At 72.2% G+C, this 14651-nt stretch carries 12 protein-coding genes; 4 read left to right on the top strand and 8 right to left on the bottom strand.

Translation table 11 applies throughout. The features are described from left to right. From D3105_RS12155 to mce, 6 genes are all read right to left on the bottom strand, one after another. Positions 1-1062 (bottom strand): ABC transporter ATP-binding protein (locus tag D3105_RS12155; protein ID WP_133305680.1); only part of this gene is annotated, 1062 nt, incomplete at its 3' end. A 139-nt stretch (positions 1063-1201) separates the two neighbouring features. Beyond that, a complete protein-coding gene (locus D3105_RS12150; RefSeq protein WP_118903244.1) occupies positions 1202-1981 on the bottom strand; it encodes an ABC transporter permease in 780 nt (259 codons plus the stop codon). Positions 1982-1986: 5 nt separating this feature from the next. Next, positions 1987-2982 (bottom strand): ABC transporter ATP-binding protein, encoded by a 996-nt coding sequence (locus D3105_RS12145; RefSeq protein ID WP_118903238.1) that lies wholly within the window; start codon positions 2980-2982, stop codon positions 1987-1989. Between the two features lie 85 nt (positions 2983-3067). Beyond that, the gene (locus D3105_RS12140; protein ID WP_010060145.1) at positions 3068-4006 is read right to left on the bottom strand and encodes a cellulose-binding protein; all 939 of its coding nucleotides are present in this window, start codon (positions 4004-4006) and stop codon (positions 3068-3070) included. Between the two features lie 184 nt (positions 4007-4190). Further along, positions 4191-8084 carry a polarized growth protein Scy gene (gene scy, locus D3105_RS12135; RefSeq protein ID WP_118903236.1) on the bottom strand — a complete coding sequence of 1298 codons (3894 nt, stop codon included), beginning with the start codon at positions 8082-8084 and terminating at the stop codon, positions 4191-4193. Between the two features lie 200 nt (positions 8085-8284). Continuing rightward, positions 8285-8713: a methylmalonyl-CoA epimerase gene (gene mce, locus D3105_RS12130; RefSeq protein WP_069737003.1), complete on the bottom strand. Its 429-nt coding sequence runs from the start codon at positions 8711-8713 to the stop codon at positions 8285-8287. Positions 8714-8888: 175 nt separating this feature from the next. Here mce and D3105_RS12125 point away from each other — a divergent pair, with 175 nt between their 5' ends. Both D3105_RS12125 and meaB read left to right on the top strand, forming a co-directional pair. Further along, a complete protein-coding gene (locus tag D3105_RS12125; RefSeq protein WP_118903233.1) occupies positions 8889-10064 on the top strand; it encodes an acetyl-CoA C-acetyltransferase in 1176 nt (391 codons plus the stop codon). 36 nt (positions 10065-10100) lie between these two features. Continuing rightward, on the top strand, positions 10101-11069 hold the full coding sequence (meaB, locus tag D3105_RS12120; RefSeq protein ID WP_206272715.1) for a methylmalonyl Co-A mutase-associated GTPase MeaB: 969 nt from the start codon (positions 10101-10103) through the stop codon (positions 11067-11069). Between the two features lie 88 nt (positions 11070-11157). Here the strand turns inward: meaB and D3105_RS12115 are convergent, their stop codons facing one another. Next, a complete protein-coding gene (locus D3105_RS12115) occupies positions 11158-11898 on the bottom strand; it encodes a PepSY domain-containing protein (RefSeq protein WP_118903230.1) in 741 nt (246 codons plus the stop codon). 119 nt (positions 11899-12017) lie between these two features. Here D3105_RS12115 and D3105_RS12110 point away from each other — a divergent pair, with 119 nt between their 5' ends. Further along, entirely contained in the window at positions 12018-12680 is a 663-nt protein-coding gene (locus D3105_RS12110; RefSeq protein WP_118903228.1) for a response regulator transcription factor, read from the top strand. Then, the gene (locus D3105_RS12105; protein WP_118903226.1) at positions 12677-14125 is read left to right on the top strand and encodes a sensor histidine kinase; all 1449 of its coding nucleotides are present in this window, start codon (positions 12677-12679) and stop codon (positions 14123-14125) included. The genes D3105_RS12110 and D3105_RS12105 overlap by 4 nt, the downstream gene beginning before the upstream one ends. A gap of 22 nt (positions 14126-14147) precedes the next feature. Here D3105_RS12105 and D3105_RS12100 read toward each other — a convergent pair whose 3' ends face one another. After that, positions 14148-14624, bottom strand: coding sequence for a MarR family winged helix-turn-helix transcriptional regulator (locus D3105_RS12100; RefSeq protein WP_118903224.1), 477 nt, complete (start codon positions 14622-14624; stop codon positions 14148-14150). Positions 14625-14651: the final 27 nt, after the last annotated feature.

The raw sequence follows: 14651 nt of genomic DNA, 5'->3' as shown, positions 1-14651 counted from the left end.
GGCCGGGCGTGGACCGGGCGGCGGCGGGGCGTACCAGCCCTCCTGCGGCACCTCCACGGGGGCGACGGGCACATCGGCGTGGCTGCCGACGGGATAGCCGTACGCGTCCAGGGGCGGCGGTTCCACGAGGCCCGCCTTGGCGTCGTCCGTGGAGCGGTAGTCCACCAGGCCCTGCGTGAGGCGCATGTAGGCCTCCTCCAGCGACGCCTGGTGCGGGGACAGCTCCCAGAGCCGTACGTCGCAGCCGTGGGCCAGGTCGCTGATCCTCGGCAGCGGCAGCCCGGTGACCCGCAGGGCCCCGCCCGGCTCCGACATGACCCGGCCGCCCGCCTCGATGAGCGTGGCCGTCAGCTTCTGCCGGTCCTCGGGGCCGTCCTCGGGCACCCGGACCCGGGCGAAGTCCGCGGAGTTGGCGGAGATGAAGTCCGTGACGCTCATGTCGGAAAGCAGCCGGCCGCGCCCGATCACGATCAGATGGTCGGCGGTGAGGGCCATCTCGCTCATCAGGTGGGACGAGACGAAGACCGTGCGCCCCTCGGCGGCGAGCGACTTCATCAGATTGCGGACCCAGTGGATGCCCTCCGGGTCGAGACCGTTGACCGGCTCGTCGAACAGCAGGACCTGCGGATCGCCGAGCAGCGCCGCCGCGATCCCGAGCCGCTGCCCCATCCCGAGCGAGAAGCCGCTGGAGCGCCGTTTGGCGACGTCCTGGAGGCCGACGACGCCGAGGACCTCGTCGACCCGGGCCGCCGGGATACCGGCCAGCTGGGCCAGGGACAGCAGGTGGTTGCGGGCGGTACGGCCGCCGTGCACGCCCTTGGCGTCCAGCAGCGCGCCGACCTGGCGCGGCGCGTTCGGCAGGCTGCGGTAGGGGTGGCCGCCGATGGTGACGTGACCTGAGGTGGGGCGGTCCAGGCCGAGGATCATGCGCATCGTCGTGGACTTGCCCGACCCGTTGGGACCGAGGAAGCCGGTGACGGCCCCCGGCCGCACCTGGAAGGAAAGGTCGTCCACGGCCGTCTTCGCACCGTAGCGCTTGGTCAGGCCGACTGCCTCGATCATGCTCCAGCCCCATCGACTCACTCTGTCGTTCGGGGCTCGGGCCACCCGGCCGCACACCCCCGTAAGAGTTAGGAGGATAACCAGGCACTGTTGGTTCCGGCCAAGTTGCGCACAGCGTGCGAGCGGCCCGTTACGGGCTTTACGCGTCCCGCTTCTTCAGGACCAGGAAGCCGCCGAGCACCGCCGCCAGCACCCAGAGCACCATGATCCCGAGCCCTCCCCAGGGCCCGTACGGGGCGGGATCGGTGTTCATCGCGTCCGGGACGACCTGCATGATCTTCGAACCGGCCTGGTCGGGGAAGTACCGCGCGACGTCCTTGGCCCCCGGCACCGCCGCGAGGATCTGCGAGACCAGGAAGAAGAACGGCATCAGAATGCCGAGCGACAGCATCGAACTGCGCAGCATCGCCGCCACGCCCATGGAGAAGATCGCGATAAGACCCATGTAGAGCCCGCCGCCGACGACCGCGCGCAGCACGTTGTCCGCGCCGATGTCGGTACCCCGGTCGCCGAGCATGGCCTGGCTCAGGAAGAACGAGACGAAGCTGGTGAGCAGCCCCACGACCAGGGCCAGCACCCCGGCCACCGCGATCTTGCTGAAGAGGAACGTCGCGCGCTGGGGCACCGCCGCCAGCGAGGTGCGGATCATGCCGGAGCTGTACTCCGTACCGACCACGAGCACCCCGAACACCACCATCGCGAGCTGGCCGAGCACCGTCCCGGAGAAGCTGACGAAGGTCGGGTCGAACGTGGCCTGCTCGGCCTCGGAGAGGTCGTCGAACGTGGCGTTCAGCAGGGCGCTCAGTGCCGCGCCCATCACGACCGTGACCACGAACGCGGAGATGAGGGTCCAGGTGGTCGAGGAGACCGACCGGATCTTGGTCCATTCCGAGGTGAGAACCGCGGGTACCGATGCCATCGTCGTCACTTCCCCTCGGTGTCGTTGCTGCCCGGCTTGTTCCCGTTCTCGCCCCAGCCGGCCCCCACCGCGGGGGGTTCGGCCGCCGGATCCCGGTCCGAGTGGGCGTGGTACTCCACCGAGCCGGCGGTCATCTGCATGAACGCCTCCTCCAGCGAGGCCCGCTGGGAGCTCAGCTCGTGCAGCACCACCTGGTGCCGGGCCGCCAGCTCACCCAGCTCCTCGGTCGTGGCACCGTCGATCTCCAGGACGCCGCCCGCCGTCTCCACGGCCGTGAAGCCCTCCTGGTGCAGCACGTCCCGCAGCCGTTCGTACTGCGGTGAGCGCAGCCGCGTGTAGCTGCGGGAGTTCTCCTGGATGAAGTCCGCCATCGAGGTGTCGGCCAGCAGCTTGCCCTGGCCGATCACGATCAAGTGGTCGGCGGTCAGCGCCATTTCGCTCATCAGGTGCGACGAGACGAAGATCGTCCGGCCCTCCGACGCGAGCGCCTTCATCAGATTGCGGATCCAGTGGATGCCCTCCGGGTCCAGTCCGTTGACCGGCTCGTCGAACATCAGGATCTCGGGGTCGCCCAGCAACGCGGAGGCGATACCGAGCCGCTGGCCCATGCCGAGGGAGAACCCCTTGGACTTCTTCTTCGCGACCGCGCTCAGCCCGACCATGTCGAGCACCTCGTCGACCCGGCTGCTCGGGATGCGGTTGCTCTGCGCCAGGCACAGCAGGTTGTTGTACGCGCTGCGGCCGCCGTGCATCGCCTTGGCGTCGAGGAGCGCTCCGATGTACTTCAGCGGTTCCTGGAGGTCGCGGTAGTGCTTGCCGTCGATGCGCACCGTACCGCTGGTGGGATTGTCGAGATCGAGCATCATCCGCATGGTGGTCGACTTGCCCGCGCCGTTGGGGCCGAGAAAGCCCGTCACGATGCCCGGCCTCACCTGACACGTCAGATGATCGACGGCGACCTTGCTGCCGAACCGTTTGGTGAGTCCCTCGAGCTCGATCATGCGCTCACGCTAGAACGCCAGAGCGCCCGGCGCCACCACAACGGCGGAACCGGGCGCACACGGGGGTACGGCGTTGCCGCGGGGGTCAGCGGCTCTGCTGGGCCGGGACACCGCGGGTCGCGGGCTCGTCCTCCACCGGGGTGCCGGCGGCGGCCACGGCGGCGCCGGTCAGCGTCGCCAGCATCTCGCGGACGTTGGTCAGCTGCGCGTTGATCGAGTCGCGGCGGTTGGTGAGCGCCGCCAGCTCGCGCTCCGATTCGCTGCGGATCCGGTCGGCCTTGGCGTTGGCGTCGGCGACGATGTCCTCGGCCTGACGCTGGGCGGTCTCCACCGTCTGGCGGGCCCGGCGCTCGGCGTCCGTGCGGAGCTTCTCGGCCTCCAGGCGGAGCTGCTCGGCGCGGTGCTCGATCTCGGCGAGACGCTTCTCGGCCTTGGCCTGGCGGGAGGCGAGGTCGCGCTCCGACTGCTCGCGGCGCTTGGCGAGGTTGGTCTCGAAGTCGGCCGCGGCCTGGGCGGCCTTGGCGCGGGTCTCCTCGAAGAGGGCGTCGGCCTCCTCGCGCTTCTGCTGGGCGTCCTTCTGGGCGTCGGAGCGGAGCGTGTTCGCCTCGCCCTGGGCCTTCTCGACGATGCGGACGCCCTCGTCCTCGGCCTTCGCCTTGCGCTCGGCGGCGAACGACTCGGCGTCGTTGCGCACCTGCTGGGCCGCCGACTCGGCGAGCTCGCGGTGCTGCTCGGCGGCCCGGCGGGCCTCCTCGCGCAGGTCCTTGGCCTCCTCCTCGGCGAGGCGGAGAATCTTCTCGACACGGGCGCCGAGACCGGCGTACGACGGCTCGGCGTCGTTTACCTGGGCCTGGGCGTTCTGCGTTTCGAGGTGCAGCTCCTCGATGCGCTTTTCCAGAGAGGTGATTCGGGCCAGGGCACTGTCACGGTCCGCGATGAGCTTGGCGATGCGGTCGTCCACCTGACCGCGGTCGTAGCCACGGCGCACGTGCTCGAAGCCGAAGGGGGAGGAAGGGTCACTCATGGGGTTCCTGTCGAATGAGACCGGTGAGGTGATAGAGGGAATCCTAGGGGCCATTGCGGCGTGTCAGCGTGAAGATGCCGGTTTGATCTGGAGAATGACACCCCTTTTGAGTGGCTGACCCCCGGAGTGCTTGCCACTCGAAGGCTTGAATGTCCATGACGAAGCATGGCGCACTGCGGGCCGGTCACCGTTCGGACGACTTGCCCCCCGACCGTGTGCCCGCCGTCGCCGGAGCCTTGGCGCCTCCCGCGGAACCGCCGGCCGGTTTCCCGCCCCCGCCCGGAGTCTCGAAACCTTCCAACGCTTCCAGCACGTCCTGGACACGGGAGATCTCCGCATTGATGTCCTCGCGCCTGCGCACCAGGACGTCCAGCTCGCGCTTGCCCTCTTCGACCGTCGCCTCGGCCTCGGCCTTCGCCTCGGCCCGCAGCTTCTCCGCCTCGCGGATCAGCTCGGCCTTCTTGGTCTCGGCCTCCTTCAGCAGCGACTCGGCCCGTTTCACCGCGGCGATACGGACCTTGCTCGCCTCCGAATTGGCCTCCGCCATCAGCTCCTTGGCCTTGGCCTCGGCCTCGTCGCGCTGCTCGGTCGCCGCCTTCATCAGGTTGTCGACGCGCTCCCCGGCGGTCTTCATCTGCTCGGACGTCTCCCGGCGGGCCCGCTCGTGCAGCTCCTCGATCTCGCTCTCCAGCCGGGCCCGCAGCTCCTCGGCCCGCTCCCGGATCTGCGTCGCGTCACGCCGGGCGCCGACCAGCAGTTCGTCGGCGTCGGCACGGGCGCGCTCCACCAGGGTGTTGCCCTCGACGGTCGCCTCCGAGGTGATCCGCTGGGCCTCCTTGCGGGCCGCGCCGACCATCGTGTCGGACTGCGTCTCGGCCTCGGTGGCCGTACGCAGCGCCTCTTCCCGGGCCTTGTTGATGAGCTGGTCCGCCTGCTCGGCCGCGTCCGCCCGGCGCTTGGCCGCCGCCTCGCGCGCCTCGTCCAGCACCCGGTCCGCCTCCTGGCGGGCCGACGAGCGCAGCTCCTCGGCCGCCGACTCCGCCTCGTCGCGCAGCCGTTCGGCCTCCTCCTGGGCGCGGGCCGCCTGCTCCTGCGCGGAGCCGAGCCGCTCGGCCGCCTCCGTGCGCAGCCGCTCGGACTCGGCGGCCGCCTCGGCCAGCATCCGGTCCGCCTTCTCGGTGGACTCGCTGCGGCGGCGGTTGGCCTCCGTGGTGGCCTCGACGACGAGCTGCTCGGAGGCCTGGGCGGCCTCGTTACGGATGCGTTCGCTCTCGGTGGTCGACTCGCCGATCAGCCGGTCCGACTGGGCCGCCGCCTCGGAACGGATCCGGTTGGCGTCCTGCCGGGCCTCGGCACGGGCGCGCGAGGCGTCCTGCTCCGCCGACGCCAGCGCGTCGGACGCCTCGGTGCGCATCCGCTGGCTGTACTCGGAGGCGTCCGCGCGCAGCCGCTCCGACTCGGTGATCGCCTCGGCGACCGTCCGCTCGGCCAGCGCCTTCGCGGCCTCGGTCTCCTCGTGGGCCTCCTGCCGGAGCCGGCCCGACTCCTCGTTCGCCTCCCGGCGCAGCCGGACCGCGTCCTCCGAGGCCCGCTCCCGCTCCGCGTGCGCGTCGGCGCGGACCCGGTCCGCCTCCTCCTGCGCCTCGGTACGGGTGCGCTCCGCGGCGTGCTCCGCGGCGAGGCGCAGCCCGGTGATCTCCTCCTCGGCCTGCTCGTGCAGACCCGAGACGGAGTCCCGTACCTGCTGGGCGGTCTGCTCGGCCGCCGAGACCAGCTCGGTCGCCCGGGCGTCCGCCTCCTCGACCAGCCGGCCCGCCTCGGCCTGCGCCTCCTCGACGCGCTTACGGGCGGAGGCGAGCAGCTCCTCGCTCTGCTCGCGGGCCCGCTCACGCTCCTGCTCCGCCTCGGACCGGGCGGCGCCGAGCGTCTCCTCGGCCTCCCGGCGGCGGCGGGTCGCCTCCTCCTGGGCGGCGGCCAGTGCCTCGGCGGCCTCGGCCCCGACCCGCTCGGCGGCGGCCGCGGCCTCCGCGCGCACCCGGTCGGCGGTCTCCTGCGCCTCGGACTTGAGCCGCTCCGCCTCGGCGGCCGCCTCGCTCCGCAGCCGTACGGCGACATTCTCGCCCTCGGCCCGGGCCTTGGCGGCGTCCGCGGCGGCCTCGTCGCGCAGCCGCTCGGCCTCGGTCCCGGCCTGCTCGGTGAGCGCCCGCAGCCGCTCGGCCGCCTCCGCGCGCAGCCGCTCCGACTCCTCGTTCGTCTCGCGGCGGATCCGCTCGGCCTCGGTGCGGGCCTCGCCCAGCGCCTCCTCGGCGGCGGCGAGCTTCGACTCGGCCTCGGTGTGCAGCCGGGTCAGCTCGTCGGCGGCCTCGGCCTGCCGGGCGGCGACGCCGCGCTCGGTCTCCTCGCGCAGCTCGGCCGCCGCAGCCTCCGCTGCCGCCGTGACGGCCGCCGCCTGCTCCTCGGCCTCGGCCCGCAGCGCGTCGGCCTCGGTCCGGGTGCGCTCCAGCGTCTCCTCGGCCTGCTTGCGCAGGGTCGCGGCCCGCTCGGCGGCCTCGGTGCGGATGCGCTCGCTCTCGCCGTTCGCCTTGGCGCGCAGCTCGTCGGCGTCGGAGCGGGCCTTGGTCAGCAGCTCCTCGGCGGTGCGGGCGCCCTCCTCCAGCTGCTGGACCGCCTCGCGGCGGGCCTCGCCCCGGATCCGCTCGCCCTCGGCGACCGCCTCGGAGCGCAGCTGCTCGGCCTCGCCGCGCAGCCGACGGGCCTCCTCCTGGAGCTCGACCGTCTTGGCCCGGTACTCCTTGGTGTCGTCCTTGGCCGCGCCCTTGAGCTCGTCGGCCTGCTCGGCCGCCTCGCCGCGCAGCCGGTCCGCCTCGGCCTCCGCCTCACGGCGGATCCGCTCGGCCTCCTCGCGCGCCGCCTTCGTCGTCGACTGCGCGTCCTCGGATGCCTTGGTGAGCACCTCCTCGGCGCTGCGGGCCGCCTTCGCCAGCTGGGCGGCGGCGTCCTCGGCCGCCGCCGTACCGGCCTTCTCGGTCGCCTCGGCGACCAGCCGCTCCGCCTCGGCACGGGCGTCGGCGAGGGCCTGTTCGGCCTCCTCCTTGAGCGCCTCGGCGCTCTTGGTGGCCTCGCCGACCAGCCGGGCGATCTCCGACTTGGCCGTACGGGTGCGCTGTTCGTTCTGCGACTCGGCGGCGGCCAGCTGCTTGGCGGCGGCCTCCTTCGCCTCGGCGAGGACCTTCTCGGCCTCCAGGCGGGATTCCCGCAGCCGGGTCTCCGCCTCCGCGAGACGCTGCTCGGCGGTGCGGTTCAGCTCGGCGGTCTGCTGGCGGGCCTGGTCGGTCTCCGCGGTCGTGCTGGAACGCAGCTGCTCCGCGTGGCTGGTGGCCTCCTGCGCCTGGGCGGAGGCGGCCCCGAGCAGCCGCTCGGCGTCCTTGCGGGCGCGCAGCAGGATCGCTTCCGCTTCGGCCCGGGCGGTCTCGGCCTCCAAGCCGGTCCGCCGACGCGTCTCCTCCGCCAGCCGGGCGGACTCGTCGCGGGCGGCGGCCAGCGCCTGTTCGGCCTCGGCGCGGGACTCCTCCAGCAGCCGGCGGGCCTGCGACTCGGTGCGGGCGCGGAGCTGTTCGGCCCAGGCGACGTTCTCGTTGACATGCGACTCGACGGTCTGGCGGCGCTCCGCCAGCTCCTGGTCGAGCCGCTGCCTGCGCTGGACGGCCTCGGTGTGCAACTCGGCCTGGAGACGCGCCTGGTGCTCGGCGTGCTCCTGCAGGATCCGCTGCGTCTGGGCCCGGGCCTCGCGCAGTTCACGCTCGGCGTCGCTGCGCATCTGCTCGGCCTGGGCCTGCGCGGTCCGCAGCATCTGCTCGGCCTGGTAGCCGATGTCCGCGCTGTCGTAGGCGGGGCGGGTCGCGAGATTGCGCCGGGCCTCGTGCAGCTTGGCACGCAAGACCTCGACCTGGTAACCGAGGTCCTCGGCGTGCTGGACGGCCTTCTCCCGGTCGGTCTTCAGCCGGTCCATCTCGGCTTCGAACCGCGAGAGATGGTCGTCTTCAGCTCGGTGGCTCTCCTGGCGTTCGTAGCCCCGCACTGCGCGGTCCCATCCTTCCCCGAGCTCTCAACTTCTGCGAGCAGGGGAGACCCCAACCCTGGTCGTGACTCTGCACACGGGGGGCTCGCCGACGAGCGGTCCCCCGGGGAATGGTGACAGACAAACGACGAGGACGCGGTACGGCCCCGACCCGGCCCCGGCCCGGAACCGCCCACTCTACCGGGCCGGGTATGCGGCGGTCAGTGGTCCGCCCGGCTCGTGACCAGTTCGGTGAGGACACCGTGGCAGTCCTTGGGGTGCAGGAACGTGATCCGGGACCCCATCGACCCCGTCCTGGGCTCGTCGTACAGCACCCGGACGCCCTTCTCGCGGATGTCCGCGGCGTCCCCGTCCACGTCCTCCGTACCGAAGGCGATGTGGTGCACGCCCTCCCCGTTCTTCGCCAGCCACTTGCCCACGGCGGAGTCCTCCCGGGTGGGCTCCAGCAGTTGGAGGTAGGAGGCCCCGCCGTCCGAGGTCTCGTTGATCTTGAGCATGGCCTCGCGGACCCCCTGCTCCTCGTTGACCTCGGAGTGGAACACCTCGAACCCGTACGTGGCACGGTAGAAGTCGACCGTCTTGTCCAGGTCGAAACAGGCGATCCCGATGTGATCGATTCGCGTCAGCATGGATTCAGCATGGATCGACCACGGCGCTCCCGCCATGGTTACGCAACGTGCGCGCCGTCACACCGGTAGCCGGATGACGGGCGCGGGAGCGCTCAGTACATTCAGGTAAACCCTCGTTCACATCCGATCCCAAGGGGCCGTGCCCATGCCAGCAACGACCGGTACCACCACCTCAGTGATCGTCGCGGGCGCCCGGACGCCCATGGGCCGTCTCCTCGGCTCCCTGAAGAGCTTCTCCGCGGCCGACCTCGGCGGCGTCGCGATCAAGGCCGCCCTGGACCGGGCCGGCATCGGCGGCGACCAGGTCCAGTACGTGATCATGGGCCAGGTGCTCCAGGCGGGCGCCGGCCAGATCCCCGCCCGGCAGGCCGCGATCAAGGCCGGCATCCCGATGAACGTCCCCGCGCTCACCGTCAACAAGGTGTGTCTGTCCGGGCTCGACGCCATCGCGCTGGCCGACCAGCTCATCCGCGCCGGGGAGTTCGACGTCGTGGTCGCGGGCGGCCAGGAGTCCATGACCAACGCCCCGCACCTGCTCCCCAAGTCCCGCGAGGGCTACAAGTACGGCGCGATCGAGATGCTGGACTCGATGGCGTACGACGGTCTCACCGACGCCTACGAGAACATCCCCATGGGCGAGTCCACCGAGAAGCACAACGGCCGCCTCGGCCTGGACCGCGCCGCCCAGGACGAGATCGGCGCGCTCTCCCACCAGCGGGCCGCCGCCGCCCAGAAGAACGGCCTCTTCGAGGCGGAGATCACCCCCGTCGAGATCCCGCAGCGCAAGGGCGACCCGGTCCTCTTCTCCCAGGACGAGGGCATCCGCGCCGAGACGACCGTGGAGACCCTCGGCAAGCTGCGCCCCGCCTTCGCCAAGGACGGCACGATCACCGCGGGCACCTCCTCGCAGATCTCCGACGGCGCCGCCGCGGTCGTCGTGATGAGCAAGGCCAGGGCCGAGGAGCTGGGCCTCGACTGGATCGCCGAGATCGGCGCCCACGGGAACGTCGCGGGCCCCGACAACTCCCTCCAGTCGCAGCCCTCCAACGCGATCCGGCACGCCCTGAAGAAGGACGGCCTGACCGTCGACGACCTCGACCTGATCGAGATCAACGAGGCGTTCGCGGCCGTCGCCGTCCAGTCGATGAAGGACCTGGGCGTCACCTCGGACAAGGTCAACGTCAACGGCGGCGCGATCGCGCTCGGCCACCCCATCGGGATGTCCGGCGCCCGGGTCGTCCTGCACCTGGCCCTGGAGCTGAAGCGGCGCGGCGGCGGCACGGGCGCGGCGGCGCTCTGCGGCGGCGGCGGTCAGGGCGACGCGTTGATCATCCGGGTCCCGGGCAAGTAACACCGTAACGACACGAGGCAAGGCGAGAACGGAGCGGTGAACGTGGACCTGGACGTCCCCACGCTGGTCGAGCAGGCGCGAGCAGGCAGGCCGCGTGCGGTGGCCCGGCTGATCTCGCTGGTGGAGGGGGCGTCCCCGCAGCTCCGTGAGGTGATGGCGGCACTGGCCCCGCTGGCGGGCCATGCGTACGTCGTCGGCCTGACGGGCTCGCCGGGCGTCGGCAAGTCCACCTCCACCTCCGCCCTGGTCTCCGCCTACCGCCGGGCGGGCAAGCGGGTCGGCGTGCTCGCCGTCGACCCGTCCTCGCCGTTCTCCGGCGGGGCACTGCTCGGCGACCGGGTCCGGATGTCGGACCACGCCTCGGACCCGGGCGTCTACATCCGCTCCATGGCGACCCGGGGCCACCTCGGCGGCCTCGCCTGGGCCGCCCCGCAGGCCATCCGCGTCCTCGACGCGGCGGGCTGCGACGTGGTTCTCGTCGAGACGGTCGGTGTCGGCCAGTCCGAGGTGGAGATCGCCTCCCAGGCCGACACCTCCGTCGTGCTGCTCGCCCCGGGCATGGGCGACGGCATCCAGGCGGCGAAGGCCGGAATCCTGGAGATCGGCGACGTCTACGTGGTCAACAAGGCCGACCGCGACGGCGCCGACGCCACCGCCCGCGAGCTGAACCACATGCTGGGCCTGGGGGAGTCCCGGGGCCCCGGCGACTGGCGCCCCCCGATCGTGAAGACGGTCGCGGCCCGGGGCCAGGGCACGGACGAGGTGGTCGAGGCCCTGGAGAAGCACCGGGCCTGGATGGAGGAGCACGGCGTCCTGGCCGAACGCCGCACGGCCCGCGCCGCCCACGAGGTCGAGTCGATCGCGGTCACCGCGCTCCGCGAGAGGATCGCCGACCTCCGCGGCGACCGCCGCCTGCACGCCCTGGCCGAACGCATCGTGTCGGGGAGCCTGGACCCGTACGCGGCGGCGGACGAGCTGGTGGCGGGGCTGACGGAGGGCTCCTGAGCGGCCGAGCGCGCGCTGAAGGCCCCCTGAGCGGATGTGTGCCGCTCAGGGGGCCTTCAGCGCGTACGGGGCCGGGGACGGGCTCCCGTCAGTCGTCGTCGCCGTCCCGGTCGTCGTTCCGGTCGTCCCGGTCGTCCCGGTCGTCCCGGTTGTCGTCTCCGTCGTCGTCGCGGTCCACGGTGACCTTGCCGGTCTCGGCGTCCACGCGCAGTTCGTGCTGCTTGCCGTCCTTGCCCGCGATGTCGACGTCCCAGCGCAGGACGTCGCTCCGGCTGCCGTTGTCGTCGTCATCGTCGTCGTCCAGGTCGATCGACGTGACGGTGCCCGGCGCGGTCTTCAGGGCCGCTGCCGCCGCCTCGTTCAGGGTGACGGCCGAGGAGCGGGGGGCGTGGTCGTCGCGGTCGTCGTTGTCGTCGTCGCGAGTCTTGAGGACCTTGCCGTTGTCGGCGTCCACCGTGACGTCGTGCCACTTCTTGTCGGAGCCTCGGACGTCCAGCTCCCACACCGTACGGCCGTCGTGGTCGTCGTCGTCCCGGTCCAGCTCGGCCTGGGCGACCGTGCCCGGGACGCTCTTCAGCGCGGCGGCGACGGCCTGGTCGAGGGAGAGCCGGGCGTTCTTCGCGGCGGCCGGGGCCCGGTCGTCCGACCGGTCGTCGGAAGCGTCGTCCGTACGGTCGTCCCGGTCGTCGGCGAGGCTCACGCTGCTCGTGCTCCTGGTGGACGTACGGTCGCGGTCGCCGTCGCTGTCCGCGAAGGCGACGGTGGCGGCGGTGGTGCCGCCGATCAGAACGGCCGCGGTGATCGCTGCGATGGTGACGTTGCGCTTCATGAGGTTCCTCCCCGAGAGCTGCTGTGCTGTTCGACGGGTTCCACACTGCCGACCCGATGCTGAACGCAGCCTGAAGCCACCTGAAGCCTTCTTCAGGTGGAGTTTGCGAGGCTGTGCGCATGCGCCTGTTGATCGTGGAGGACGAGAAGCGTCTCGCGGTGTCCCTGGCCAGGGGACTCACCGCCGAGGGCTTCGCCGTGGATGTCGTGCACGACGGCCTGGAAGGGCTGCACCGGGCGAGCGAGGGCGGCTACGACCTGGTGATCCTCGACATCATGCTGCCCGGCATGAACGGCTACCGCGTCTGCTCGAACCTGCGCGCGGCCGGGCACGAGGTGCCCATCCTCATGCTCACCGCCAAGGACGGCGAGTACGACGAGGCCGAGGGCCTCGACACCGGCGCCGACGACTATCTGACCAAGCCCTTCAGCTACGTCGTCCTCGTCGCCCGCGTCCGGGCCCTGCTCCGCCGGCGCGGGGCCGGAACCGCCGCGCCCGTCCTGACCGTCGGCCCACTGCGCATCGACACCGCCGCCCGCCGGGTGATCCGCGGTGAGGACGAAATCGCCCTCACGGCCAAGGAGTTCGCCGTACTGGAGCAACTCGCCCTGCGCGCCGGGCAGGTGGTGAGCAAGGCGGAGATCCTGGAGCACGTCTGGGACTTCGCCTACGACGGCGACCCGAACATCGTCGAGGTCTACATCTCCACCCTGCGCCGCAAGTTGGGGGCCGCCACCATCCGTACCGTACGGGGCGCCGGCTACCGGCTGGAGGCGACATGAGGTCCGTCCGGGCCAGGGCCGCCCTCGGGGCCACCCTGGTCGTCGCCGTCGCCCTGATCGGGGCCGGTCTCGCCGTGCTCCTGGTCCTGCGGGCCAACCTGATCGACCAGGCGGACCTCCAGGCCGAGGTGGCGGCCCGCGACGTGGCCGGACAGCTCGCCACGGGCACCCCGTACGACGAGGTGGAGCTGGACGACGAGGAGGACCACCCGGTCCAGGTGGTCGACGAGGAGGGCCGCGTCGTCCTCGTCTCCAAGGACCTGCGGGCCGTCACCGGCACCGGCACGACGGGCGTCGCCCCGGTGCCGTCGGCCTCGGCGGGGGCCACCCCGTCACCCGACGACGATGACGACGGCGATGACGACGGGGGCGACGACAGCAGCCGACCGGACTCGGGCGAGGTGTCATCCGACGACCCGGAGTTCTCCGACGGCACCGCCACCGTCGACCGCACCACCGCCGACTACCGCTTCGCCGCCGTCGAGGCGACCACCCGGGAGGGGGTCACCCTGACCGTCTACGCGGGCGCGCCGCTCGCCGCCGAGCAGGAGGCGGTCGACACCGTGCGCGGGGCCATGCTGACCGGGCTGCCGGTGCTGCTGGTCGTCGTCGCCGGGGTGACCTGGCTGGTGACCCGGCGCGCACTGCGGCCCGTCGAGGGCATCCGCCGCGAGATGGCCGCCATCACCGCGTCCGAGGACCTGGCCCGCCGGGTGCCGGAGCCCGATTCGCGGGACGAGATCGCGGCGCTGGCCCGGACGACGAACGAGACGCTCACCGTCCTGGAGGCGTCCGTGGAGCGGCAGCGGCGGTTCGTCGCGGACGCCTCGCACGAACTGCGTTCCCCGATCGCCTCGCTCCGCACCCAGCTGGAGGTGGCCGAGGCCCACCCGGAGCTGTTGGACCTCCCGGGCGCGGTCGCCGACACCGTACGGCTCCAGGTGCTGGCGGCGGATCTGCTGCTGCTGGCCCGGCTGGACGCGGGGGAGAAGCCCGGCGGCGGGACCGTGGAGCTGGGCGCGCTGGTCCGCGAGGAGGTCTCGCAGCGCACCGGGGACCGGATCGCGGTGACGGTCGAGGTCCCGGAGGGCGGCGCGTTCGAGGTGAACGGGTCGCGCGGGCAGCTGTCCCGGGTGATCGGCAATCTGCTGGACAACGCCCAGCGGCACGCGGAGAGGAGCGTCGCGGTGTCGGTGGCGGCCGACGGGCACGGCGTGCGGGTCGAGGTCCGGGACGACGGGGCGGGCGTCCCCGAGGGCGAGCGGGAGCGGATCTTCGAACGGTTCGTCCGGCTCGACGACGCCCGCAGCCGGGACGACGGCGGCGCCGGCCTGGGCCTCGCCATCGCCCGGGACGTTGCCGCGCGTCACGACGGAACGCTGACGGTGCACCGGGCGGCCGAGGGCGGCGCGGCCTTCCGGCTGTGGCTGCCGCGCCCGGCCTGATCCGCCGGGCACGCCCTCGCCGCTAAAGCTTGCCGCGCTTGCCGCGCAGGTGTTCCGCGATCGGGGTCAGCGCCGCGTGCAGACCGGTCAGCTCCTCGGGGGACAGCAGGTCCATGAAGTGCTGCCGCACCGAGTCGACGTGGTGCGGGGCGACCTTCCGCATGGTCTCCGCGCCGTGCTCGGTGAGGACCGCGAACAGTCCGCGCCGGTCCGATTCGCAGTGCGTACGCCGCACCAGACCGGCGGTCTCCATGCGGGTGATCTGGTGCGAGAGCCGGCTCTTGGACTGCAGGGTGGCGGCGGCGAGGTCGCTCATCCGCATCCGCTGGTCGTCCGACTCGGAGAGGTTGACCAGGATCTCGTAGTCGTTCATGGTCAGGCCGAACGGCTGGAGGTCCTTCTCCAGCTGGTGCATCAGCAGCCTGCTGACGTCCAGGTGGGTGCGCCAGGCGCACTGCTCCGCGTCGCTCAGCCAGCGGGTGGCCGTCTCGGTCTCCATATATGGATTCTACCTAAGAAGTTGAAA

It is taken from the genome of Streptomyces globisporus (genome assembly GCF_003501885.1).
Lineage (GTDB): Bacteria > Actinomycetota > Actinomycetes > Streptomycetales > Streptomycetaceae > Streptomyces > Streptomyces globisporus_D.
This window is presented reverse-complemented; position numbering and strand designations above follow the sequence as displayed.

Bases quoted from the DNA above. Each gene is read 5' to 3' on its own strand.
- D3105_RS12140 (WP_010060145.1), bottom strand. From the start codon at position 4,006: ATGAGTGACCCTTCCTCCCCCTTCGGCTTCGAGCACGTGCGCCGTGGC.
- D3105_RS12145 (WP_118903238.1), bottom strand. From the start codon at position 2,982: ATGATCGAGCTCGAGGGACTCACCAAACGGTTCGGCAGCAAGGTCGCC.
- D3105_RS12110 (WP_118903228.1), top strand. From the start codon at position 12,018: ATGCGCCTGTTGATCGTGGAGGACGAGAAGCGTCTCGCGGTGTCCCTG.
- D3105_RS12105 (WP_118903226.1), top strand. From the start codon at position 12,677: ATGAGGTCCGTCCGGGCCAGGGCCGCCCTCGGGGCCACCCTGGTCGTC.
- mce (WP_069737003.1), bottom strand. From the start codon at position 8,713: ATGCTGACGCGAATCGATCACATCGGGATCGCCTGTTTCGACCTGGAC.
- D3105_RS12100 (WP_118903224.1), bottom strand. From the start codon at position 14,624: ATGGAGACCGAGACGGCCACCCGCTGGCTGAGCGACGCGGAGCAGTGC.
- D3105_RS12150 (WP_118903244.1), bottom strand. From the start codon at position 1,981: ATGGCATCGGTACCCGCGGTTCTCACCTCGGAATGGACCAAGATCCGG.
- D3105_RS12115 (WP_118903230.1), bottom strand. From the start codon at position 11,898: ATGAAGCGCAACGTCACCATCGCAGCGATCACCGCGGCCGTTCTGATC.